General features: G+C 69.7%; 19 protein-coding genes and 1 pseudogene. 17 read left to right on the plus strand and 3 right to left on the minus strand.

The features are described 5' to 3' along the window. Positions 1–87: 87 nt before the first annotated feature. Genes AC069X_RS14575 through AC069X_RS14595 form a run of 5 tightly spaced genes read left to right on the plus strand, consistent with a single transcriptional unit; the run spans position 88 to position 11,161 of the window. On the plus strand, positions 88–5,040 hold the full coding sequence (locus AC069X_RS14575) for a phage tail tape measure protein (protein ID WP_478728581.1): 4,953 nt from the start codon (positions 88–90) through the stop codon (positions 5,038–5,040). Further along, the gene (locus tag AC069X_RS14580; RefSeq protein WP_478728583.1) at positions 5,037–5,921 is read left to right on the plus strand and encodes a phage tail family protein; all 885 of its coding nucleotides are present in this window, start codon (positions 5,037–5,039) and stop codon (positions 5,919–5,921) included. Before AC069X_RS14575 ends, AC069X_RS14580 begins: the two co-directional genes overlap by 4 nt. A gap of 22 nt (positions 5,922–5,943) precedes the next feature. Next, positions 5,944–6,876, plus strand: coding sequence for a hypothetical protein (locus AC069X_RS14585; RefSeq protein WP_478728584.1), 933 nt, complete (start codon positions 5,944–5,946; stop codon positions 6,874–6,876). After that, complete coding sequence (locus AC069X_RS14590) at positions 6,876–7,964, plus strand: hypothetical protein (RefSeq protein WP_478728586.1); 1,089 nt, start codon at positions 6,876–6,878, stop codon at positions 7,962–7,964. The genes AC069X_RS14585 and AC069X_RS14590 overlap by 1 nt, the downstream gene beginning before the upstream one ends. A 2-nt stretch (positions 7,965–7,966) precedes the next feature. Then, positions 7,967–11,161, plus strand: a complete 3,195-nt coding sequence (locus AC069X_RS14595) for a hypothetical protein (protein WP_478728588.1) — start codon at positions 7,967–7,969, stop codon at positions 11,159–11,161. Positions 11,162–11,164: 3 nt separating this feature from the next. Here the strand turns inward: AC069X_RS14595 and AC069X_RS14600 are convergent, their stop codons facing one another. Continuing rightward, positions 11,165–11,722, minus strand: coding sequence for an RNA polymerase sigma factor (locus tag AC069X_RS14600; RefSeq protein WP_478728590.1), 558 nt, complete (start codon positions 11,720–11,722; stop codon positions 11,165–11,167). Then, positions 11,719–12,003: a hypothetical protein gene (locus tag AC069X_RS14605; RefSeq protein WP_478728592.1), complete on the minus strand. Its 285-nt coding sequence runs from the start codon at positions 12,001–12,003 to the stop codon at positions 11,719–11,721. Before AC069X_RS14605 ends, AC069X_RS14600 begins: the two co-directional genes overlap by 4 nt. A gap of 475 nt (positions 12,004–12,478) precedes the next feature. On the opposite strand from AC069X_RS14605, the gene AC069X_RS14610 reads away from it, so the two are divergent. The 4 genes from AC069X_RS14610 to cutA all read left to right on the plus strand — a co-directional run bounded on the left by AC069X_RS14610 (position 12,479) and on the right by cutA (position 14,354). Next, positions 12,479–12,838, plus strand: coding sequence for a hypothetical protein (locus AC069X_RS14610; protein ID WP_478728594.1), 360 nt, complete (start codon positions 12,479–12,481; stop codon positions 12,836–12,838). A 57-nt stretch (positions 12,839–12,895) separates the two neighbouring features. Beyond that, positions 12,896–13,648: an N-acetylmuramoyl-L-alanine amidase gene (locus AC069X_RS14615; RefSeq protein WP_478728596.1), complete on the plus strand. Its 753-nt coding sequence runs from the start codon at positions 12,896–12,898 to the stop codon at positions 13,646–13,648. Positions 13,649–13,653: 5 nt separating this feature from the next. After that, on the plus strand, positions 13,654–13,920 hold the full coding sequence (locus tag AC069X_RS14620; RefSeq protein WP_478728778.1) for a hypothetical protein: 267 nt from the start codon (positions 13,654–13,656) through the stop codon (positions 13,918–13,920). 107 nt (positions 13,921–14,027) lie between these two features. Beyond that, a complete protein-coding gene (cutA, locus tag AC069X_RS14625) occupies positions 14,028–14,354 on the plus strand; it encodes a divalent-cation tolerance protein CutA (protein ID WP_478728598.1) in 327 nt (108 codons plus the stop codon). Between the two features lie 43 nt (positions 14,355–14,397). Here cutA and AC069X_RS14630 read toward each other — a convergent pair whose 3' ends face one another. Continuing rightward, complete coding sequence (locus tag AC069X_RS14630) at positions 14,398–15,642, minus strand: helix-turn-helix domain-containing protein (RefSeq protein WP_478728600.1); 1,245 nt, start codon at positions 15,640–15,642, stop codon at positions 14,398–14,400. A gap of 393 nt (positions 15,643–16,035) precedes the next feature. Here AC069X_RS14630 and AC069X_RS14635 point away from each other — a divergent pair, with 393 nt between their 5' ends. The 8 genes and pseudogenes from AC069X_RS14635 to AC069X_RS14670 form a co-directional block, all read left to right on the plus strand. Further along, positions 16,036–16,224: a hypothetical protein gene (locus tag AC069X_RS14635; protein ID WP_478728602.1), complete on the plus strand. Its 189-nt coding sequence runs from the start codon at positions 16,036–16,038 to the stop codon at positions 16,222–16,224. Beyond that, on the plus strand, positions 16,221–16,862 hold the full coding sequence (locus AC069X_RS14640) for a hypothetical protein (protein ID WP_478728604.1): 642 nt from the start codon (positions 16,221–16,223) through the stop codon (positions 16,860–16,862). Before AC069X_RS14635 ends, AC069X_RS14640 begins: the two co-directional genes overlap by 4 nt. Before the next feature lie 30 nt (positions 16,863–16,892). Further along, a complete protein-coding gene (locus AC069X_RS14645) occupies positions 16,893–17,084 on the plus strand; it encodes a DUF5999 family protein (protein ID WP_478728605.1) in 192 nt (63 codons plus the stop codon). Beyond that, the gene (locus AC069X_RS14650) at positions 17,081–17,515 is read left to right on the plus strand and encodes a LuxR C-terminal-related transcriptional regulator (protein ID WP_478728607.1); all 435 of its coding nucleotides are present in this window, start codon (positions 17,081–17,083) and stop codon (positions 17,513–17,515) included. Before AC069X_RS14645 ends, AC069X_RS14650 begins: the two co-directional genes overlap by 4 nt. 61 nt (positions 17,516–17,576) lie before the next feature. Then, complete coding sequence (locus AC069X_RS14655; protein WP_478728609.1) at positions 17,577–18,809, plus strand: phosphotransferase; 1,233 nt, start codon at positions 17,577–17,579, stop codon at positions 18,807–18,809. Further along, entirely contained in the window at positions 18,806–19,717 is a 912-nt protein-coding gene (locus AC069X_RS14660; protein WP_478728611.1) for a lactate/malate family dehydrogenase, read from the plus strand. Before AC069X_RS14655 ends, AC069X_RS14660 begins: the two co-directional genes overlap by 4 nt. After that, positions 19,714–20,817, plus strand: coding sequence for a hypothetical protein (locus AC069X_RS14665; protein WP_478728613.1), 1,104 nt, complete (start codon positions 19,714–19,716; stop codon positions 20,815–20,817). The genes AC069X_RS14660 and AC069X_RS14665 overlap by 4 nt, the downstream gene beginning before the upstream one ends. Positions 20,818–20,877: 60 nt before the next feature. After that, positions 20,878–21,270, plus strand: a pseudogene (locus AC069X_RS14670) (DUF6087 family protein); the annotation flags it as partial. Positions 21,271–21,281 lie beyond the last annotated feature (11 nt).

Genomic DNA, 21,281 nt, shown 5'->3' on the forward strand with positions numbered 1-21,281 from the left:
CAACAGCATGCGGGCTCTGGCCGACGCGTGCTGTGTGGGCGGTAGGGGCGCAACTGAAGGAGCGCGGGGAGTAAGGGCACCGGACGGGTGTCGAGCTACACGCTCAGCGTGCAGATGCGCGCTGACGCCGCGAACCTGCTCTCCAGCATCCGAGGGGCCTCCGGCGCCCTCCGCTCTCTCGGCCGTGATGTCGACGCGGTCCACCGCACCCTCGGCCGCGTCGGCTCCGGTGCTTCCGGGCTGCGCGGTCTTGCAGCCGACTCCGACGCTGCGCGCCGGGGCCTGCGGCAGGTCGGTGCGGACGGTGACGCGTCGATGCGTCAGCTGCGGAGGGGGCTGCTCGGCGCCAGGCAGGAAGCCCATCACCTTCGGAGTCTCGTCGTCGGTGGCGGCATCGTCTCCGGGCTCGCGGAGATAGCCAAGGAGGGCAACGAGTACCAGCGGGCCATCCAGAAGTGGGGTGCGGTCACCGGGGCGTCCGGCCAGGAGATGGTGATGGCCGCGGCCAAGGCCCGCGAGCTCGGCTCCGACCTCACGATCCCCGGCACGTCGGCCGCGAAGGCGGCGGACGCGATGCTGGAGCTGGCCAAGGCCGGCCAAACGGCCACCTCTTCGATCGCGAACGGGCGCGCCGCGATGCAGCTGGCGGCCGCCGACAACCTGTCCGCTGCGGATGCCGCGAAGTATCTCGGCGACATAATGGACCAGTTCGGGCTGAGCTCGAACTTCGCGGGGCGCGCGGCCGACGTCCTGGCATCCGGTGCGAACGCGGCGTCGGGTGGTCTGAAGGACATCTACTACGCGATGTCCTACACGGGGCCGGTCGCGGCTCAGCTCGGTGTGTCCATCGAGGACACTGCGACGGCCGTCGCGATGCTTGCCCGCTCGGGCATCCTCGGCTCCAAGGCAGGAACGTCTCTGCGGGGCATCTTCACCAACCTCGCGGCCCCGACGAAGCGGATGAGGGAGGGCCTGGCCGAGCTGGGCATCGAGGCCTGGGACGCTCAGGGCAATTTCAAGGGTCTTCGCGAGGTCGTCGAGGGGTTCGAGAAGGCGGGGCACCGGCTCAGTAAGAAGGACTTCGCGGCGGCGATGTCGAAGGTCGTCGGCAAGCCGGCCCTTCAGGGCGCGCTGGCGCTGGCGCACCAGGGCACCGAGGCGTTCGACCAGATGCGGACCGCGATCGGCCGTACCGGTGCCGCGGGTGAGATCGCCGCCTCGCAGACCAAGGGGCTTGCCGGTGCGGTCACGCAGCTGAAGAGCCAGTGGAAGACCACGGGCCAGGTCCTGTACACCTCCGCCGCGCCGGGTTTGGAGAAGGTCACCCGGCTGCTCACGGCCGGGCTCGGTGCGGCCACGCCCAGGCTGGCCGGCGGGCTGGACTACCTGCACGACCTGTACACGCTGGCGAAGCCGTCGGCGTCGGCGGCCATCGCCGGGGGCTTCGACGCGATCCGGGATGCGGCCGGTGGTCTGGGAGGTCCGCTGAAGGACCTCGCCTTCGATGGGCTCGCGTCCGCGATCAACGTGGTCATCAATGCCGGCCGTGCCGGGCTGGACATCCTCGAGAACCTGGGCGAAGGCCTGTCGCCCGTCGCAGAGGCGCTGGCGAAGGTCACCGGCGAAGCCGGGGCCGGGGCGACCGCTCTGGACATCGTCACCACCGCGTTGAACCTGGCCAGCGCCGGGGCGTCCGGGCTGTCCGAGTTGCTGGGCCCGATCGGGCAGGGCGTGGCCTGGCTGGTGCAGGCCTTCGCTTCCCTCCCTGGGCCGGTGCAGACCGCGATCATCGCCATGCTGATGGCCAACCGGGTCGCCCCGGTCATGAGCCGCCTGGCCGGCACGGTGTCCGGGCCGGTCGTCGGCGCCTACCGGTCGTGGGGCGACCAGATGCGTGTGCAGGCGGCGCTCGCCGAGCGGCAGGGCCAGTCCGTCAGCCGCATCGGGCAGCACCTGGCCGTCCTGCAGACCCGTGTGCCGGTCCTCGGGCAGATGAGCGCGGCGTTCCGTGCGGCCGAAGGCCCGGCTCAGGGCCTCGCGCGGTCGATCGGCGTCGGGCTCGGCGGCGCGGCCCGCGGGCTCATGGGCGCGCTGGGCGGGCCGTGGGGTGTGGCCATCGCGGCGGCCGGCGTCGGTCTGTCGATGCTTGCCTCCCATCAGCAAAGGGCCGCGCAGGCGGCAGCCGAGCACAGGTCGAGGATCAGCAGCCTGGCTCAGGCGCTGCGCGAGTCCAACGGAGCCATCGACAGCAACGTGCGCTCCGTCGCCGCGCAGGCGGTGATGGAGGCCAAGGCCTTGGACGGCAAGGCGCGGCTCGTCGATGTCATGGAGAAGGCCGGTGTCTCGGCCCGGCAGCTCACGGACGCCTACCTCGGGCAGGACGGCGGTCTGGACGCCCTTCAGAACCGTCTGCGCGAGACGGCTGCGGCGAACCGTGAGTTCGTCACGCAGGGGCGTGTCGGGAAGTGGCAGTTCACCGAGCTTGGCCAGACGTACGACCAGGCGGCGCGGGCGCTGGGGTCGGTCAAGGGCGAGATGTCGCAGGGTGTGAAGGACGCCAAGAACCTCGCGGACGCGCAGGCGGCCGGGGCGAAGTCGGCGGCCGACTCGGTGGGCCCGTTCGGGAAGTTCTCGGACGCGATGCGGCGCCTGTCGGACACCACCGCGGACGCAGACTCGCGTGCCCGGGCCCTGCACGACGCGCTGAACATCCTCGCCGGTGGTTCGGTGAACCTGTCTGCGGCCGAAGCCCGGCTGAACCGCAGCGTCTCGGACGCCTCCGAGGCGTTGAAGGACGGCGTGGATCACGCGCAGGGCTACGGCAACGTGCTGCTAAACATGGATGGGTCGCTGTCCACCGTCACCCGCAACGGCCAGAAGCTGTACGACCTCCTTCAGGGTCTGTCCACGAACAGTGCTGATGCGGCTCTCGCCGCCTACCAGTTCGCGCAGGCCAACGGGAAGTCCGTGCCGGAGGCCCTTCAGGCGGCGCAGAAGCAGATGGCGACCGCGCGGGAGTCGGCGATCTCCACAGCGCAGGGGTTCGGGCTGACCGCCGAGCAGGCCGCGAACCTGGCCGACAAGGCGGGCTTGGTCCCCGAGAAGGTGAGCATCCTCCTTCAGACGGCCGGCATGGATGCGTCGGTCGCCGAGCTGCTGGCGGTCCAGCAGGCGCTGAAGGCCACGCCGGACAAGAAGAGCGTCACCATCTCCACCCTGTCGAACGAGGCGCGTGCTGAGCTGGAGAAGCTCGGATTCAAGATCACTGATCTGAAGGACCGGACGGTGCAGGTCAGCGCGCCCACGGACGTAGCGCGCATGGATCTGGACGCGTTGATCGCGAAGATCAGTCAGACCCCCGGGGCGAAGCACGTGGCGGTCTCGGCGGAGGTTGCCGCGACCATAGCGAGCCTGGAGTCGGTCAGGTCGGCGGTCTCGGGTGTGCCGGGCGGCAAGTCCGTCACGGTGAGCGCGCCCACCGAGGCGGCCCGGCAGGAGCTACTGAACCTCGGCTTCACCATCGAGGCGGTGCCCGGCAGCAAGAACGTGTCGGTGACGGTGCCCACGGGCGCCGCGCTCAGCGGCACCGCCACGATCCAGGGCGCCATCAACTCGATCTACGGGCGCACGGTGACGATCACCACCATCCACAACGACATCTGGCGGACCTCCACCGAGCGCGGACCGGGGCCGTGGGCGGACGGTCCTGTGTTCCACGCGGACGGCGCGATCGTCGCCTATGCCTCGGGTGGCATTCGGGAGAACCACGTCGCGCAGATCGCGAAGGGCGGCGAGTGGCGGGTGTGGGCGGAAGACGAGACGCAGGGAGAGGCATACATCCCGTTCGCCTCCAGCAAGCGGGCCCGGTCGAAGGCGATTCTCGACCAGGTGGCACGGCGCTTCGGGGGCGAGGTCAGCTACAACGCGAACGGTGGGCTGTCCGACTGGTCGTACCAGCCGCTCGGCGGGTCCGTGTTCTCCATCAGCGACGTCGTGTCAAAGTCGCAGAAGAAGAAGGGCGACAAGGAGGTCTTCGACCTCGGCGCCTTCGAGTCGAACCTGCGGAAGTCCGTCTCCACGGCGCAGGCCTGGCGCTCCAACCTGACCAACGTGGCGCAGCGGGCTGGCACCGAGGTGGCCAAGGCCCTGGAGGACATGGGCGATGACGGCGTCGAGCTGACGAAGAAGATGGCCACCGGGTCCGCCCGCTACGTGCAGGACATGGCGGACCAGCTGACGAAGCTGTCGGCGACGGCCCGCGCGAGCCTGGCCGACTACACGGCGCAGCTCCAGAACGCGGTCAAGGACAACGCGGCGTTCCAGAGCGCCCTGGCGCAGCTGGCGACGAACGGCTTCGGTGCGCTCGCCGAGCGTCTGGCGAAGCAGAACGACGCGAGCGCAGAGGCCCTCGCCAAGGAGGCGGTGCGGGACCGGGGCAAGGCGGAGAAGGCGAACGCGGCCGCCGAGGCTGCGGGCAAGTCCCTGGACGGGGAGCAGCTGGGCGACCTGGTGAAGCTCATCGGGGCGCTCGGCGCGGGTCGTGGAATCCACGATGTCGCGGACAGCACGGGGATCGGTGAGGACCGGCTGATCGAGGTGGCCAACCTCGCTGCTGGGCAGCTGCGGGCGACGGGCGCGCGCGGCGAGCGGTTCCTCAACGACCTGGCGAAGGCGAATCGTGGTCTGACCTACGAGAACGGCGGGATCTGGGAGCCGGGCATCTTCCGCGGGTCCGGGAAGGGCTTGATCAAGTTCGCCGAGTCCCAGACGGTCGCGGAATCGTTCATCCCGCACGCGGCGTCGAAGCGCGGCCGGGCGACGGCTGTTCTCGCGGAGACCGCCGGCCGGTTCGGGTACGGGCTGGTTCCTCGCCGCCTCGTGGACGCGGGCGCTGGCCGGCCGCAGCTCGTGGTCGTGCAGCAGGCCCCGGCGATCGGGACGCAGACCATCAACGTGTCCCGGTCCGCGGCGACCGCCGCCGACATCGCGGCGTCGGTGGCGTACCAGCTGCGCCGCGCTCGGCGGGGTGGTCTGCGGTGAACGTCCTGAAGGACTTCCAGATCGAGCTGGGCGGCATCGTCCTTGGCCACGGCACTCAGATCCCGATCGCCGAGGTCGAAGGACTCGGTCGTGCCCCCGTGCGCGGGGACCTCCCGGCCCGGCCCGGCGGCGATGGGGTGTGGGCGGGCGCCGACTGGTACGACGCCCGGAAGGTGCGCATCGACTGCGCCATCAAGACCCCAGGCGACCCGGCGGCTGCCCGGCAGATCCTCGCTGATCTCCAAGAGGCAGCGGACGCCCCGTCCGTACGGACTGCCCCGGGGGCGACGATGCCCTTGCGCCTGAAGTGGCCGGGCAGCCCGACCCGTGTGCTGTTCGGCCGGCTGCGCCGCCTGGAGCCGTCTTGGGAAAAGGCCGCGTTCGGATGGGTACCGTTGGACATCGAGTTCGCGGCGACGGATCCCCGGTTCTACGAGGACGCGGCCTCGTCGCTGACGCTGTCGCTGTCCTCGCGTGGGCTGGGCGGCTTGGTGGCCCCGCTGGTGGCGCCGCTGAACACCGGCACGTCCGTGCCGGATGAGCGGCGAGGCATGCTCCGCAACGACGGAGGGATGCCGGCGTGGCCGTCGATCCGGATCACGGGCCCGGTCATCAACCCGCGGATCTACATGCCGAAGACCGGCGCGGTCCTGGAGCTCGCCGTGTCGCTGTCCTCCGGCGAGCGGATCGACATCGAGACCCGGCCCAGTACTCGGTGGGTGCTGCGCAACGGCGTTACCACCGTGGCCCTGTCGGCGGCCTCGCGTCTCGACGCCTTCCAGATCCCTCCCGGCTCCACCGAGGTCTGGTGGACGGCCCGCGGCTACTCCTCCGAGTCCCGCCTCGCCCTGACGTGGCGTGGCGCCTACATCGCCCTGTAACTGCTGCAAGGAACCGAAGCACATGACCTTGATCAACCCTCCGCTGCTCGTTCACGGCGGGACCCACGCGGCCCGTGCGTTCCGGATGATGGTGCGCGACCTCAGCCATGGCGCTCAGGGCATCACCGAGTCCGATGACCTGAAGGTGAGCCAGCTGGCGACGCCGGGCCCCGGCGTTCGGGTCGGGGACGGGTCGGCCGTCGTCCGGGGGGCGGTCGCCTGGGGTCAGGGCTCGTACACCCAGTACAACGTTGGCTACCAGTCGGTTCCGATCGCTCCCACCGGGGTGTCGGGCCGGTCGGACCTGCTCGTGCTGCGTGTGGAGGACCCCGAGTACGAAGGAGTGCGGAACCCGGAGCGGGACGACATCGGCTTCTTTCACGTGATCCCGAACGTGTCGGCCAACACGGTGGAGCCGCCCGCGGGGATGACGGCGATCCCCCTGGCGCGGATCGACATCCCGGCGAACACGAAGGTGATCACGGACGGGATGATCCGTGACGTCCGCACCATCGCGAACCCGCGGAAGGAGCGGCAGCTGCACACCGCGTCCCCGGGCGGTGATCAGGACTGGAAGGGCAACGGCGGCGCCTGGGCGGACTGGCCGCCGGCGGCACGGTTCGAGATACGTGTGCCGCACTGGGCCGTGCGGGCGCGCGTCGTCATGACGCTGTCGGGGCTCCAGGTCCTGGGCAGCATCTGGGGGTCCACGGCGTTCCGGCTCGGCAGCGTCCAGGGGCAGACGATCCAGATCGACGACGGCAGCACCAAGGGCGACGGGTCCGTGCGCATCAACGCCATCTCCGCGGACACCATCGACATCCCGGCGGAGATGCGCGGCACGACTCAGCCGCTGCAAGGGCTCGTCTTCCTGGTCAAGGACAACGTGGGCTCGCTTCAGGCGGACGTCGTCACCACGGTCATCGCGGACATCGAGTTCGAGGAGGGCACCTGATGCCCGCCTACCGGTACTCCGTCCGTGACGCGCTCACTGGCGCCCTCGTCGTGCGCGATCTGCCGCTGACCGGGGTGGAGTTCGGGCTTCGCCGCAATGCGTCCGGGGACTTCGCCGGCAAGGTACCGGTGCCCTTCAGCCACCTCCTCGGGTCGCAGATCGGTCCCGGCAGCACGGTGCTCACGGTGGAGCGCGACGAGACCTTCCTGTGGGGTGGGCTGATCTGGCGTGCGGAGCCCGAGGGCGGCGCATACCCGCTGGAGGCTGCGGGCTGGGGCTCGTACCCGCACCGCCGGCACGACATCCACGGTGAGCTCGATGGTCGCGGCCCGTACGTGAACGCGGATCCCTGCCAGGTGATCCGTGACGTGTGGGCGTACGCCCAGGAGCAGCCCGACGGCGACCTTGGCGTGGAGGTGGACCCGGTGACCAGCAAGGCGAAGGTCGGCACTCCGGCCGAGCCGTACAAATCGGAGTGGTGGGAGGCCCCGGTGCTGGGGGACATCGTCGACGACATGACCGAGGTCGAGGGCGGCCCGGAGTGGACGGAGACGACCGTGCTGGCTGGTGACCGGCCGGTGGGGCGGATCCAGCTCGGCTGGCCACGGCTCGGTACCCGCCGCCACGATCTCGTCTTCACCACGGGCGTGAACCTTATGGAGACGACGCCCGTCACCTACGACGGCGACGAGTACGCGCAGGTCGTGATCGCGTTGGGCGCGGGCGAGGGCAGGGGGCGGCGGCGCGCGGTCGACGCGGTCCGCAACGGCCGGCTCCGCCTGGAGCGAGTCCTTGAGGTCCCCAACGAGAAGGGCAACGACCGGCTCGCAGCCCGGGCCCGCCGTGAGCGCACGGCCCTGCAGGTGATGGGCGGGATCGATGAGCTGCACGTGATCGACCACCCCGCCGCCCCGATCGGGTCGTGGCAGATCGGCGACGACGTCCAGGTGCGCATCCACGACGAGTGGGCGCCTTGGTCCGGGTGGTGCCGCATCACCGGATGGAGCATCCGGCCGCAGGACGGCGACGAGCCGGAGAAGGTCACCCTGTCGCTGTCCCGTTCCGACCGCTTCGTGTACGGGGGCTGACGATGGCGAACAACCTGGCAGAGATCGTGGGCCGGCTGACCGACGTCGAACGGCAGCTGGCCCGCAAGTCCCGCACGGCGGCGCTGGCCTTCTCCTCGGTGGAGGCCGGGGCGATCGAGGTGTACGACGAGAATGGTGTCCTGACCGGCTCCGTGGGTGTGCAGTTCGACGGGACGACCGGGGTGGCCACCTTCAACGGGCCTCCCCCGCCCGCCCCGAGCAAGCCCCACGTCACTTCGGTCCTGGGCGGCCTGCGCGTCACCTGGGACGGTGGCTTCGCCGATTCGGTGGCCGCGCCGTTGAATCTGGCCCGGGTGCAAGTGCACCTGCTGCGGGCGGCCGGGGACTCGGTGAACGTGCGGAACCCGGCGGCCACGATCGAGGCGGCCTCCGGGGCCTCGGTGACCATCGCGGTGTCCGACTACGAGGTCCGGCACGTCCAGCTGGTCGCGGTGACTACCTCGGGCAAGCCGAGCGACCCCTCCGTCTCGGTTGCGGCTGCGGCCCGTCAGGCGGTGGGGCAGGACCTCCTCGACGGGATCGTGTCGGAGATCAAGCTCGCCGAGAAGGCCGTCACGGACACGAAGATCGCCGCCGGCGCGGTGACGACGGCCGGGCTCGCGGACGGCGCGGTGCTCGCGGACAAGCTCGCGCAGGCGGCAGTGACCAGCGCCGCCCTGGCGACGAACGCGGTGACCGCGGGCAAGATCGCCGCCGACACTGTCAGCGGTCGGGAACTCCAGGCCGCATCGGTGACCGCGGGGCACGTGGCCGCGGGCGCGATCACCACGGACAAGCTGACCGTGGTGGGCACCGCGAACATCCTCGCCGACCCCTCCTTCGAGGGCCCGGCGACGGTCGCGTTGACCGCTGCCGTCCCCTGGGCGTCGCAGGACAAGACACGCGGAAGCGGCTCTTCCTCGTCCTTGCGCATCGATGCCGCGTCCGCAACCCCCGCCTACCGCGCTGTCGACCTCACCGTGCTGCCGGCGACCCCCGGGGACCAGCTGTACCTGGCAGCCGACTACTGCATCTCCGACGACTGGGCGGGTGCCGAAATCAGCTTCCACATCAGGTGGGAGGACGCAGACGGCAAGGTCCTCGGGTACGGGAAGGCGCGCGCGGCCAGCCCGGTGCGTGGGCAGTGGGGGCGGGTGTCCGGGACATTCACCGCGCCGGACGGGGCGGTCCGCGCCCGCGCCCGGGTCGAGTCCGGCGCCGGCACAGCAGGCAGCATGTGGTGGGACAACGCCTGTATCCGGCCGATCCTGGCCGGCGTGCAGATCGCCGACGGTGCGGTCACCGCACCGAAGGTGGCGGCGGGCGCGGTCACGACGGACAAGCTCTCCGCGCTCACGGTCACGGCCGAGAAGATTGCCGCTGCCGCCGTCACGGCGGACAAGGTGGCCGCCCTCGCGATCACGGCCGAGAAACTGGCGGTGAACTCGGTGACCGCATCCGCCATCGCGGCAGGCGCGATCGAGGCGATCCACATCAAGGCCGGCTCGATCTCCGTCGACAAGATCGCCCTTGGCGTCGACGGCAACATGGTGGCCGACGCGAGCTTCGAGGGCGACGTCGCCCTGAAGCGGGTCGCGGCGAACGGCGGCTGGAGCGTCGTCAGCCCCGGCCGGGATACCCCAAAGGCCTTGCGGGCCGACTGCACAGCGGCCACGCCCACAGACCGGACGCACACCCTCGGCGTGTTTCCCGCGACTCCCGGCATGCGCCTGTGGATGGGCACCGACTACCAGGTGAGCGGCGACTGGCTGGGGAAGAACGCCACGCTGTACGTCCGCTGGGAGGACGCTTCCGGCACCGTGCTGGGCTACAACACGCTGACGAGCGCCAGCGGCGCGGCAGGCAAGGGCTGGCTGTTCATGTCGGGTGCCTCCACGGCGCCGGCACCGCCTCAGACCGTGACCGGCCGCATGCGGCTGGGCGTCAACGCGGCCACGGCAGGCACGGTCACCTTCGACAACGTGGTGATCCGGCAGGTCCTCTCCTCCGCGAGTTCCGGCGCGCGGGCCGAGATCAGCCCGGAGGGACTGCGGCTCTACGACCAGGACGGGGAGGAGTCCATCTCGCTCGTCACGGGCCGGCCGCAGTACGTGACGATCTCCAACGAGGGGGTTCCCGTTGCGACGATCAACCAGTTCGGTCACGGCGCCTTCAACGACGTCGCCGTCGCCGGGCAGCTCACGGTCAAGGGGGAACCCCTCGACCGGCGAATCGCGCAGGCCCCCCGCGGTCTCATCGCCGTGCACACCGCCACCCAGGGGGTCAGCAGCCCAGGAGGGGCCGAGTCAGGGTTCATCGAGCTGCCGGTACGGATTGAGGCAGACCGGCAGTACAGGATCGTCCTCGACGCCTACGCCGAGCGGTCGCAGGCCGGCGGAACTCTCTCCCTGCTCCTGCGCGACGGCAGCACCGGCGCCCCCACTGTCGCCTCCCGGCAGCTCCAGAGCACCGCGTGCACGCTGGGCAGCGGCTGGCAGCGGGTCCGACTCGAACTCGTGTGCTCCGGATCCGTACTGGGAGCCGGCACGCACCGTCTCCTCACGGCCTTCCGGTGGGACGGGGCGGCCGCGGCCACGGTCACGTTGTTCGGCGCCCCCGAGTCCCCCGCGGTCATGTACGTCGAGGACATCGGCCCGGCAGTCACCGCGACGGGCCAGCTCAACAACGGGCGCACGTCCACCACTCCCCCGGCAGCCACGCGGGTGGAGCGGACCTACGCGGCGTCCTGGTCCGGGACGTACGCCAACCGCAGCACGTACAGCTCCTATCACGGCAACCAGCTGCTCCAGGGCTTCTACTCCTCCACGAACGGGATCACCGGCTCCCTGTTCGGCTTCCCCGCCTCGCTCGGGACTGACCTGACGGGAGCGACGATCGAGAAGGCGGAGCTGTTCCTGTACTTCGAGCACTGGTACTCGTCAGCGGGCGGAACGGCCGCGATCCGGACCCACGGGCATTCGGCCCGCCCCGGGGTGTTCGCCGCCGACGGGCAGGCCACCACGGTCGGCTGGCGCCGCAACGAGGGAAAGTGGATCGACGTCACCGCTCTCGTGCGCGACGTCCGGCCGCGGGGGTTCGCTCTGGACCCGAACACCACCGACAGCGACTGCTACGGGCGTGCGCACGGTGTCGGGCAGCAGTACCCGCCACAGTTGAAGGTCACGTACGTGAAGTGACTGCTATCGAATGGCGGGCAGGCGCAGGATGCGGGCGAGGCTGCGCCGGGCCCGGAGCAAGTGGCCTGACACTGTGGCCTCGGAAACGCCGAGCATTTCCGCCACCTCTCGCCCGCTATACCCCATGACGTAATACAGAAGCACCGTGTCACGCTGCCGCTCAGGAAGACTGACTAGTGCCTCATTGAGAGCCTCTCGATGCGCGAGGGCCTGCGTCGATTCGATAGAGGCGACCGACGGTTCCGGGATGTCACTCATCGCCAGCTCTCGCGCTGCCCGACGGGACCGTTCTCGGTGAGAGTCGACGATTCGCATCTTGAGGATCGCATAGGCGTAGGCCATCGGCTGGTCCGCGCTGCAAACTTGATCCCACCGACGCAGCACGTCGAGAAAGACCTGGTGAACTACGTCTTCCGCCGAATGATGATCAAGCCCGCGCATGGACGCAAACCTATGGAAGCGATCGTAATTGCCGGTGAAGAACTCCTCAAAGCCTGATGGCGAGGGAAGGGGGCCCGCCCCCTTCACCTCGCCCTCTATCTCTTGTGAGATTTCCTTCAAGAATCGCTCGAATCGTCGCGCCGGTTTCCCCATTCCACAGTGACTGACCCCTTCACCTTGACACGCTGCACGATCCGCACGAGCGCCAGAGTGGTCAGCTGGACACCAAGCACTACAAGGGAAGCCTCATGTCCTCGCCAGGCAACATCGCCTGCCAGCGTGTTCGGCTCCACTAGATGAACGCCGATGCCGGTTCCGACCGCCGACGCGGCCGCAAGCCATTTCCGCGCGCCCATCAGAAGCCCATCCGGAACCGGGCGTCCGACCTGAAGGGTACTCATTGCACTCCCAATTACCTTGTTTCAGTCTGGCAGCCAACAACCCAGGTCTCCGGCAAGTCGCCCGCGAGGTTGGCGTCGCTAGGAACGGTCTCCAATGGTGGGGACATTCGCAAGCCGCAGACCCTCGCGCGGGTGGATTCAAGGCATAACGAAGACGCGTTCCACGCCTCCGTGGTACGCGGCAGGGTGTTCGGCTGCCGGCGACTCTTGCCGGAGACCGACAGCCGAACAGACGAGGCTCTTGGGAGTGCTTCGCCACCCCCTTGTCGTCGGCGCGGCCGCCATCCTTTAATCGGGATCGAAAGTTTTCCAAAGAGAACGATGTTGGTCAGATTTCGAATCAGATTGATCACCCAACACGCCATCGATGTCAACTTTGACCCATTGGCGCACAATTTGATGCAAGGCGTCTCGGAGGCGTCCGCTTCGTGCACCTAGGCTGAGACTTGGCGCGGGGCCGCCAGGAGTGATGACCGTGTCCGTGCCACCGAGCGCCGAGCCGACGCTGTGGGAACTGCACCGTGCGGTGTCCCAGCTGCGCGAGGATCTGCGGGGCGATCTCGCCGACCTCGCGGCACGGCTGGACCACGTCGTCACCCAGGACGTGTACCGGGCTGACCAGCGGGCGACGGAGCAGCGCATCGGAGCCGTCGAAGCGGCTCTTGCGGGGCTCCGCGGTGAGCACGACCAGGTCTCGGAGCGGACGGAACAGCAGCGTCGTGAGGACCAAGCGCAGGCGGCGGCGACTCGGCGCCTCGTGCTCTCCTCGTTCGTGGCGCCGCTCCTGCTGATGGCGCTCCAGCTGTGGCTGGTCACGCAGGGCACGGCTCGCTGACGCGAGCTCCGCCTACCATCTTTGATCTTGGGCGCGGGGAGAATCTGAGATCGAGCTATGGCTACACCGCTGAATGCGGACGCCCTCGTGGCGGCGCTGCGCGCGGAGAACGTGCGCATCGTCGAACGCCCGGGCTGGCGCACGCATAGCCGTAACCACAAGGGCCCGTGGGGCCCGGTTCACGGTGTGATGATCCACCACACGGTCACCTCCGGCACGGACGAGACGGTGAGTATTTGCGAGGACGGCTACGCCGAACTCCCGGGCCCCCTGTGCCACGGTGTCATCGCCAAGGACGGAACGGTCTACCTGGTCGGCAACGGGCGCGCCAACCACGCCGGCGCCGGGGACGGCGACGTGCTGAGCGCGGTAATCGCGGAGAGGGCTCTCCCTCAGGACGACCAGGCGAACACGGACGGCAACCGCCACTTCTACGGGTTCGAGTGCGAGAACCTGGGCGACGGCGAGGACCCGTGGCCCCGCGCCCAGCTGGATGCGATCGAGAAGGTGTCCGCAGCGATCTGCCGGGCCCACAAGTGGGGCGCAGCCAGCGTGATCGGTCACCTGGAGTGGCAGCCCGGCAAGGTCGACCCGAAGGGCTTCACCATGTCGGACCTGCGTCAGCGCATCGGCGCCCGGCTCGACGGGAAGCCGGGCGGAGGCAGCACCACGTACACGGTGCGCGCCGGCGACACGCTCACGAGCATCGCCCGGGAGCTGGGCGTGGCCTGGTACGAGCTGGCGAAGCTGAACGACATCCCAACCCCGTTCGTGATCACCCCTGGCCAGGTGTTGGAGGTGCCGCAGTGAGTCATCTGTCTGATGCGAACCGCCGGACGGTTCGCACGGTGTTCCAGACCCTGCTGGGTCTGGCTGCGGGTCTGCCGCTCATCGTGGACGCCTCCGGCCTCCCGCAGTCGGCGGCCGGTGTGGCGGTGGCGCTCGCTGTGGCCGGTGCCGTTACCCGGGTGATGGCGCTGCCGGTGGTTCAGCGGCTGCTGCCGCGCTGGCTGTACGAGCCCGAGCGCCAGCCGGCTGAACCTGAGCTGGGCCCGTCAGGTCCAGTGCGGTCACTGGAGTAGGTTTCCCGAGGGGGTCCGGCGGCGGCCGGACCCCCTCCGGTCCGTACTGGCCGCAGCACTCCAGGCCTGCTCGGTAGGGTCAGGGTAGACCGACCAGGAGGGGCCGAATGGCGACCGAGATCGTGATCGCGCAGACATCCATTGACGACGAGACCCGGGCGCAGGCCTTGGTGCAGGGAGCCGTTGCAGCAAGGTTGGCCGCCTGCTGCCACATCGACGGGCCGTTCAGCGCCACGTACTGGTGGCAGGGGAAGATCGAGACGGCGCAGGAGTGGCGGCTCTCGTACAAGACCACGGTGGACCGGCTTCCCGAGCTGGAGGCGTGGGTGGCTCAGGAGCACCCCTATGAGGTCCCCGAGTGGGTCACCGTGCCGGTCACGGGCGGCTCGGAGGCCTACCTGAAGTGGGTGGCCGAGGAGACCACCCCGCGCTAGTACGGCCACTTCGGGCGCAGCTCGCCGCTGCGGCGAGCCGACTTCAGGCGGCGAGCTCTTGCAGGTGGTGTGCGAGTTCGCGCTCCGAGATGGGCAGCCGTGCGGCCACGGCGGCGGCTCGGGTCCGCCCCATGGTGTTGGGGCGTACCTGAGCCGCGGCCGCGAACTGGTAAGCCACGTGGCTGCCGTGGCCGATGTCGCCTCCGCGTAGGAGTGCGTGCGCGAGGTCTCCGAGGATGACGACGCCGGAGTCGGACAGGTTGCGGCCGAGGCGCTGCATGGTGTCGGCTGCTGCCTCGGAGAGCTGCTGGTGGCCCAGCTGGCCGTACACGGACAGGACGAGCGAGTCCATTCGGGCGGGGGTCATGAACTGGACCCATGCCTGTTCGGCGGTGTAGTCGGCGAAGTCGTAGGCGACGAGGGCGCGGTCGAGCGCACGGAGGGCGGCTGTGGTGTCACCGGTAGTCGCGGTCTCTTCTGCGTGACGGGCGTGGATCCAGGCGGCGGCGGCGCCGTTCCCGGGCCCGCGTACATCTTGGGCAGCGTTGGCGAGGAGCTCGACCGCGCGGGTGGGTGTGTTGGACCCGTAGCTGGCGTAGCCGAGGGCGAGGGCGCGGAGTGGGGGGTGGCCGGCGGCGGTGGCGCAGTCCGTGGTGACCTTGTAGTAGGCGTGTGCGGTTTGGTGGTCGCCTAGGTCCCACGCCAGCCACCCGGCTAGGGCTGCTGTCTCGCCAGCGGCGACGGTGAGGGCCCGCTCGTGTTGGCCAGCCTGGGGAAGCGCGGCGGTGATCGCGTCGAGGTGCGCTTCAACCTGTCCGCGGAGCTGCTGGGCGGTCAGGTGATGTTCGCTGATGTGCAGGGTGCTGGCTCTCTGGGTCAGCGAGTCGGCGGACTCACTGTCGATCCTGGATCCCTTCCCAAGTGCGTACGCCAGACGACCCCATGGTTCGGCGGCCGCGGCGGCACCGACGAGGGCCCCGTTGATCAGGGTGCGGCGGTTCAGCACGTCGCTTCGTTCCTCCCCCTCACTCTGTCCCGGGTTCCTCCGTCGCGCACGGGCAGCTGCCGCTTCCCGCTGTAGTTGCTTCGGGGGTATGCCGCAGGCCACCGCGATGTGGGCGAGGGTGTGGTTGGTCGGGATGTTCTCACCGTGCTCGTAGCGGTTGATCTCACGGCGCGTCGTGGTGTCCCGGCCGGAGACCGCGTTGATCGCGGCCGCCTGCTGCTCCTGCGTGCGCCCGGCGGCAAGGCGGAGCTGGAGAAGTAGGCGGCCGAAGTCTGCTGGCATGAGTGTGACCTCTGTTGGTGGGCGTGCCTCCATCATGGCCCGCTGTTTCCCACGCGAGTTCCCCCTTGACAGGTTTTCCCCCTCCCGTTTCCCCTGTCACCACGTCTGGTTCAGCGGTCCGATGGGGTCATGACCACGTTCCGCGAAGTGGCGCACTCGGCGCCCGAGGGGATACCCCGTACGCCTTCCGGCCTGCGGGCCTACGCACGGGCTTCCTCTCGGAGCCGCTGGTGATGGCGGAGTTAGTTCGGTGGGTCGACCGGCAGCGGTGGATGGACAAACCGCCTCGACGTTGGGGCTGGAGGCAGTGGCTGCTTCAGCTGTTGATCGTCGGGTTCTACGTCGGGCTGATGGTCGCCTACTGGTTCGCAACGGAAGGAAGTCGAGGAGACGATGACCGAGCAGGTGAACGGCCCGCGGCCGAAGTTGCCGCAGCGGGTCAGGGGCGACAGCTGGCAGCGGAGGAAGCCGAAGCCATTTCAGCCGGTCGAGCGCGACATGTTGACCGCTGTGGCGTGCGGGCTCCGCTCGCGAGTGAAGGGCCCGGCGCCTCAGGAACCCGATCCCGAGGATGCGGTGTGACGGGGACCGGTGCGGTCCCGGTGCCGTTCATCACTCCGGGGGTCGCGGAGACGCATCACGAGGTGCAGGTTGTCCTGAACTCGCGCAAGCTGGGCATCGCGTACGCGGACGAGTGTGCCTTCGATCGGGACAACCTCGGGGTGCTGTGGGACCGGCGCCTGACCCTTTCGGTTGAGCGGCGAGGACGGCCGGACTTCAGCGGGGTCCACCCGATGCGGCAGCGCAGGGCCATGCTCAGGCAGTTGTGTCAGGTGTGTGGCGGGCCCTCCGACCGCAACGAGGTGGGGACGCTTTGGCTCCTGCCGGCCGGTGCCTCTGCGGTTCCGCCCGAGCCTGGCTCCACGGGCGAGGAGTTCACCCCGCATCCCCCGGTATGCCTCACCTGCGCGCCGAAGGCGGTTCGGTTCTGCCGCCCACTCCGTGAAGGCTTCACTGCCTTGCGGGTGAAGGACGTCGAGTTCGCGGGGGTCTTTGGTCAGCTCTACGAGCCGGATGCGCACGGCAGGCCCCAGCGGGCCGGCAGCGCGTTCATCGGTAACGGCGACCGGCGTGCCCGGTGGATCGTCGCAGCCCAGCAGTGCGCGGTGCTGCTGGGAACGACCGAGGTCGACCTCACGGCCGAAGTCGCTCGCCGGTAACCGTCCGCTACGGATTCGGAACGAGGAAACATGTGCAACCACCAGCCGCCTTGCCCGAGCTCGCAGGACGCCGACGGCGAGGCTGCCGTGGCCGTCCACCGGCGCCCGGAGCAGGGCTGGAGCCTCTTGTGCAACGGGATCCTGCTCTTCGAGGACACCGGCGAACTGCTGCCCGACGGCCAGATCATCATGCCGCACCGAACCGGGCCGGCGGCGGCATGAACGAGACAATGCGTGTCAAGGCCCTCGACTTCACCAGGCAACAGCGGGAGGTGACTCGTCTCCTGGCTGAAGGTGTTGCCCGTGCCGACATCGCGGCCCGCCTGCGGATCCTCCCGGGAACGGTGGAACGCCACATCGAGAAGGCGAGGCTCCACGCCAGGGCGAGGACGGTGCCCGCGCTCGTCTGCACTGCCTACACCGTGTTGCTGCTGGAGGCGCCGCAGCCGGAGGCGCTGGATGAGCCGCTGCCCGAGGAGCTGTTGGTGGTGATCAAGCTGCTCGCGGCCGGACATCGGAATGGCGAGATCGCTGGACACCTGGGCTGTGACGCACGCACGGCGCGCAGGCGGCGGGGCGAGCTTCGCGCTCGCCTCGGCGCCCAGACGGACGCGCATCTGATCACCAGGGCCTTCGCCGCCGGGCTGCTGTAGCTCGCTGCATCGGACGCCGGTGGAGGCGCCGGCGGGAAGCCAGACCGTCAGGGAGAGCAGGATGGGCAAATCGAACATGGACAGTGGGCTGGCCGTGGTGTCGGGCACCGGGTATGAGGGCCTCGGAGTGGCGTGCGGGCCGGGGCGCGGGACCGTCGTGGATCCAGGCGAGGTGTTCCGCTGGGCGGATGAGCAGATCTGGCAGGCGGCGAGCTGGGGCCGCCGTGGTGACCGGGTCGAGCTGGGCGCACGTGTGCCGTCGGTGACGGGTTACGTCCGAAGGATCAAGGCGGACGGTCAGGAGATGTTCGCGAAGCTGTCGCTGCTTGGCGTGTCCCTGGCGTCGGTCCTGCGCGGCACTCAAGGAACGTGGGACGACGTTCGAGCCCGTCAGGCGGCATATTCCGTGGCTCCGGGTGCGCTGCTTGAGCGCGAGGCCGCCCAGTATGCCCTGATGTTCAGGGTCGGCCTTCAGGTCGCACCGGTGATCACCCACGCGGGTGGCGTGCTGTTCACCTCCTCGGTCCCCGGTATGACGCTGGGTGAGGTGATCTGCGGCGAGCCGGATCGTACGGCCGATCTTCTGGCGGGGGTCAGGGATGAGTTGTATGCCTTGCAGCGGCCCGAAGTCGGGAGGGCGGTCGCTGAGACGCCGATGGCGGAGAGAGCCATCCAGGGCACCTTCGCCCGCAAGTTCAACGGAATCAGCGGCGCCACGTATCTGGACTTATGCGGGCCCGTCACCGCAGTCCTCAAAACGGTGGTGGCCAGGCTGACGAAGTTGCGGTTGTCAGGGGCCTACACCGGCGTCGTCGTGTATGGCGACTTGAAGCCGGAACACGTGGTGTTTCCGGATGGCCCGGATGGGCGCCCGGTGTTCCTGGACCCGGGCCTGGCCCTGGCTCACCCTGCCGCTGATCTCGCCAAGCTGGTGTCGCGCCTCGTGCTCGGGCTGCTCGGCAACCCGCCGTCCGCCGGGCCCCGGGTTGTCCTGGATGGGGTGGCGGAGCACGTGGACGTGGTCACGTACTCCCTGAGGGGGGCTGAGCGTGCTGCGTGGCTTCGGCAGTTGGTGATCTTGTGGCTGATGGACACGGTCAACATCTTCACCACCTACCTCACCGCCCCGCCCGGTCTGCCGCTTCCGGAGGTGGCACGGTCCATGGTCAGGGAGGCGGATGTGGTGTGCACGTTGCTCGACCGGATGTCCGCCGTCCTCGTCACCGCTTCCGTGGACGGCGACACGGCCTGGCGCCTGGCCCTGGACAGCGCAGCAACGGCGGCCAGCCGATGAGGGTGCATTGCTCGGTAGGGATCATCGGGGCGGGGGCCGTGGGGCAGTCGGCGGCGATGCTCTTGACGGCCGCTGGGTGGGCGGGGCGCCTGCTCATTGCGTCCGGTTCCGGCGCCTCGGCTGAGGCCCTGGTGACCGACATCAACGACATGGCGGTGCTGTCGGGCTCTGCGGCCCACGCCGAGGTGGGCTCGGTCGGCGGCATGGTGGACTGCGATGCGATCGTGGTCTGCCCGCGTGCGGCGTTCACGAACCTCCAGACCTGTGACGTTCGGATGGCCGGACTGGAGGCGAACGCGCCGCTCATCGCGGCGATCGGGCGCCAACTCAGGGGATTTCAGGGCGTGGCCGTCGTGGTCACCAACCCGGTGGACCCGATGACCTGGCTCTTCGCACGGGCTTCCCAAGCCAGCCGGGTGTTCGGCATCGGGTCCGCCACAGACACCGCCCGATACCGACTGGCCGTTGCGCAGCTGCTGACCGTGCCCGCCGACCAGGTGCAAGGCCACGTTCTGGGCGAGCACGGGGACGCGGCGGTGCTGTGCGCCTCGTCCACCCGAGTTGCGGGGGAGAGCGTAGACATCCCGTCCCAGGCGGTGCGCCAAGAACTGGCAGAGCGGCCCCGGCGCATCAACGCCGGCATCGGGCGCGGTCGTGCGGGTGTCGCTGGTGCGGTCGTGACCGCCCTGGAAGCCGCTCTGGGCCTGACCAACAGGGTGGTGGAGCTGTCCGTCGACTACGAGGGCGCGCAGCTCGGCTTGCCCATCAGCTTCGTCTCGGGTCGGCCCCGGGTACGCCTGCCCGTCCTCGACCCATCGGAGCGGCAGCAGCTCGCCGCAGCCGAACACAAGATCCACACCGCGTGCAGGACCATCTCGTATCTCGTCGAAGGAGAACACACACCGTGACCCATGCGACCCGTATCACCACCGACGGCCTGTCCGTCACCGTCACCAGCGAGTCCGCCGCCGTGTCCGACTGGGCGCTCCGGTACTTCGGGCCCTGGTGGCACGCCGCGAGGGCCGAGCGCCCGTTCCTCGGTCCGGTCGTTTCCGCAGACATCGCGCCGACGGAGGTCGTAGACATCTCCCAGCAGATCGGGGAGGAGCCGCACGAGGAAACGACGTACGCGAACGCGCCGATGCAGTTCGCCCGCGGCACGGACGGCATCGTGGCCGCCGCGCAGCCGTCCGAGCGGATCGCCTACCGCTACGAGCCGGGGCTGCTGCGGATCGTGAGCTGCGAGGAGGTGCCGGTGGCGCTGGCTGCCGCCCGGCTGGCTCGCGAGCTTCTGCGGTCTCAGCTGATCGCTGCTGGCTGGAGCGTCCTGCACGCCTCCGGCGTGGTGAAGGAGGGAAGGACGGTGCTCGCGCTCGGGGACAAGGGCGCCGGCAAGACCTCCACCGCCCTCCTCCTGGCGCGCGCCGGGTGGGAGCTGCTGGCCAATGACCGGGTCTTCGTCCGGCCCGATGCCGACGGCGGCGTGGATGTCCTGCCGTGGCCGTCGGCCGCCGCGATCGGGCTCGGGCTCCTGGACTCCCTCGGGCTCTACGATGAGGTCCGCGGCCGTGTCATCGACGGCCAGCAACTGCACCCGACGCAGCACCAGACCGTCACTCAGGCGCTCCTCGACGGCCGGCGCCTGCCCCTCCGGGACAGCAGCGGCAAGGAGCGCAAGCCTCAGTTCTTCCCGGACCAGCTGGCGTCCTGGCTGGGCCTCACGCTCGCCACGTCCGGAAAGGCTGCTCGGATCGTCTTCCCCCGGATCGAGCCGTTCGCGGAGCCCAGGATCCTGGGCGACGGCCGGGCCCTGACGGCAGCGGACTACTTCAACGCGTCGACGGAGGACCGCTACCCCGATGTCTTCGGCCTCGCACCGGGCACGGTCCAAGACCGCGCCACTCAGGAGGACCTGGCGTCGCGTATCGCGGATCTCCCCCGGCATGACGTGCTCCTGAGCCACGACGTCAAGGCCAGCGCCAGCTTCCTGGAGCAAGCTGCGGAGTAGCGCAGAGCGGCCGGACGGAGGCTGTACGTCCGGGCGGCGCCCCGATCGAGTGGACTGTCCATGAAGCCGCCCCCTTGCCGGGGCGGCTTCGGCACTTTGGCGAACGGCGGGCGCACCTCGCACCCGAGACGGAGCAGGAGTACAACCGTGGACTTCGACGCGGACGAGCCAAGTGACGAACCTCTGGCGGCGTGGGCGGCGCGCCGGGAAGGGCGCAGACCTCAAGTGGGCGTGGTCCGGGCAATCCCGCTCACCGCAGGCTCGACCCGGGGAAGCCACGTCCAGCCAAATCGTCCACGGGTCATCGTCCGCTGGGACGGCTTCACCTGGGAGCCTCTCACGATCGCCCCCGACTATGCCGCCGCCCGTCGTCTCATCGACCCGATCGCCCAGGCCGAGGCCGTCCCTGTCCCCGGCTACAGCCCGGCGCCGCTGTGTGAGGGGCGGGGCCGGCACCGCCGCAC

This window comes from Streptomyces sp. NPDC043896 (genome assembly GCF_056435605.1).

Coding starts and splice junctions, on each gene's coding strand:
- AC069X_RS14630 (WP_478728600.1), bottom strand. CDS start 15,642: ATGCCAGCAGACTTCGGCCGCCTACTTCTCCAGCTCCGCCTTGCCGCC.
- AC069X_RS14590 (WP_478728586.1), top strand. CDS start 6,876: ATGCCCGCCTACCGGTACTCCGTCCGTGACGCGCTCACTGGCGCCCTC.
- AC069X_RS14660 (WP_478728611.1), top strand. CDS start 18,806: ATGAGGGTGCATTGCTCGGTAGGGATCATCGGGGCGGGGGCCGTGGGG.
- AC069X_RS14645 (WP_478728605.1), top strand. CDS start 16,893: ATGTGCAACCACCAGCCGCCTTGCCCGAGCTCGCAGGACGCCGACGGC.
- AC069X_RS14605 (WP_478728592.1), bottom strand. CDS start 12,003: ATGAGTACCCTTCAGGTCGGACGCCCGGTTCCGGATGGGCTTCTGATG.
- AC069X_RS14595 (WP_478728588.1), top strand. CDS start 7,967: ATGGCGAACAACCTGGCAGAGATCGTGGGCCGGCTGACCGACGTCGAA.
- AC069X_RS14585 (WP_478728584.1), top strand. CDS start 5,944: ATGACCTTGATCAACCCTCCGCTGCTCGTTCACGGCGGGACCCACGCG.
- AC069X_RS14650 (WP_478728607.1), top strand. CDS start 17,081: ATGAACGAGACAATGCGTGTCAAGGCCCTCGACTTCACCAGGCAACAG.
- AC069X_RS14635 (WP_478728602.1), top strand. CDS start 16,036: ATGACCGAGCAGGTGAACGGCCCGCGGCCGAAGTTGCCGCAGCGGGTC.
- AC069X_RS14615 (WP_478728596.1), top strand. CDS start 12,896: ATGGCTACACCGCTGAATGCGGACGCCCTCGTGGCGGCGCTGCGCGCG.
- AC069X_RS14655 (WP_478728609.1), top strand. CDS start 17,577: ATGGGCAAATCGAACATGGACAGTGGGCTGGCCGTGGTGTCGGGCACC.
- cutA (WP_478728598.1), top strand. CDS start 14,028: ATGGCGACCGAGATCGTGATCGCGCAGACATCCATTGACGACGAGACC.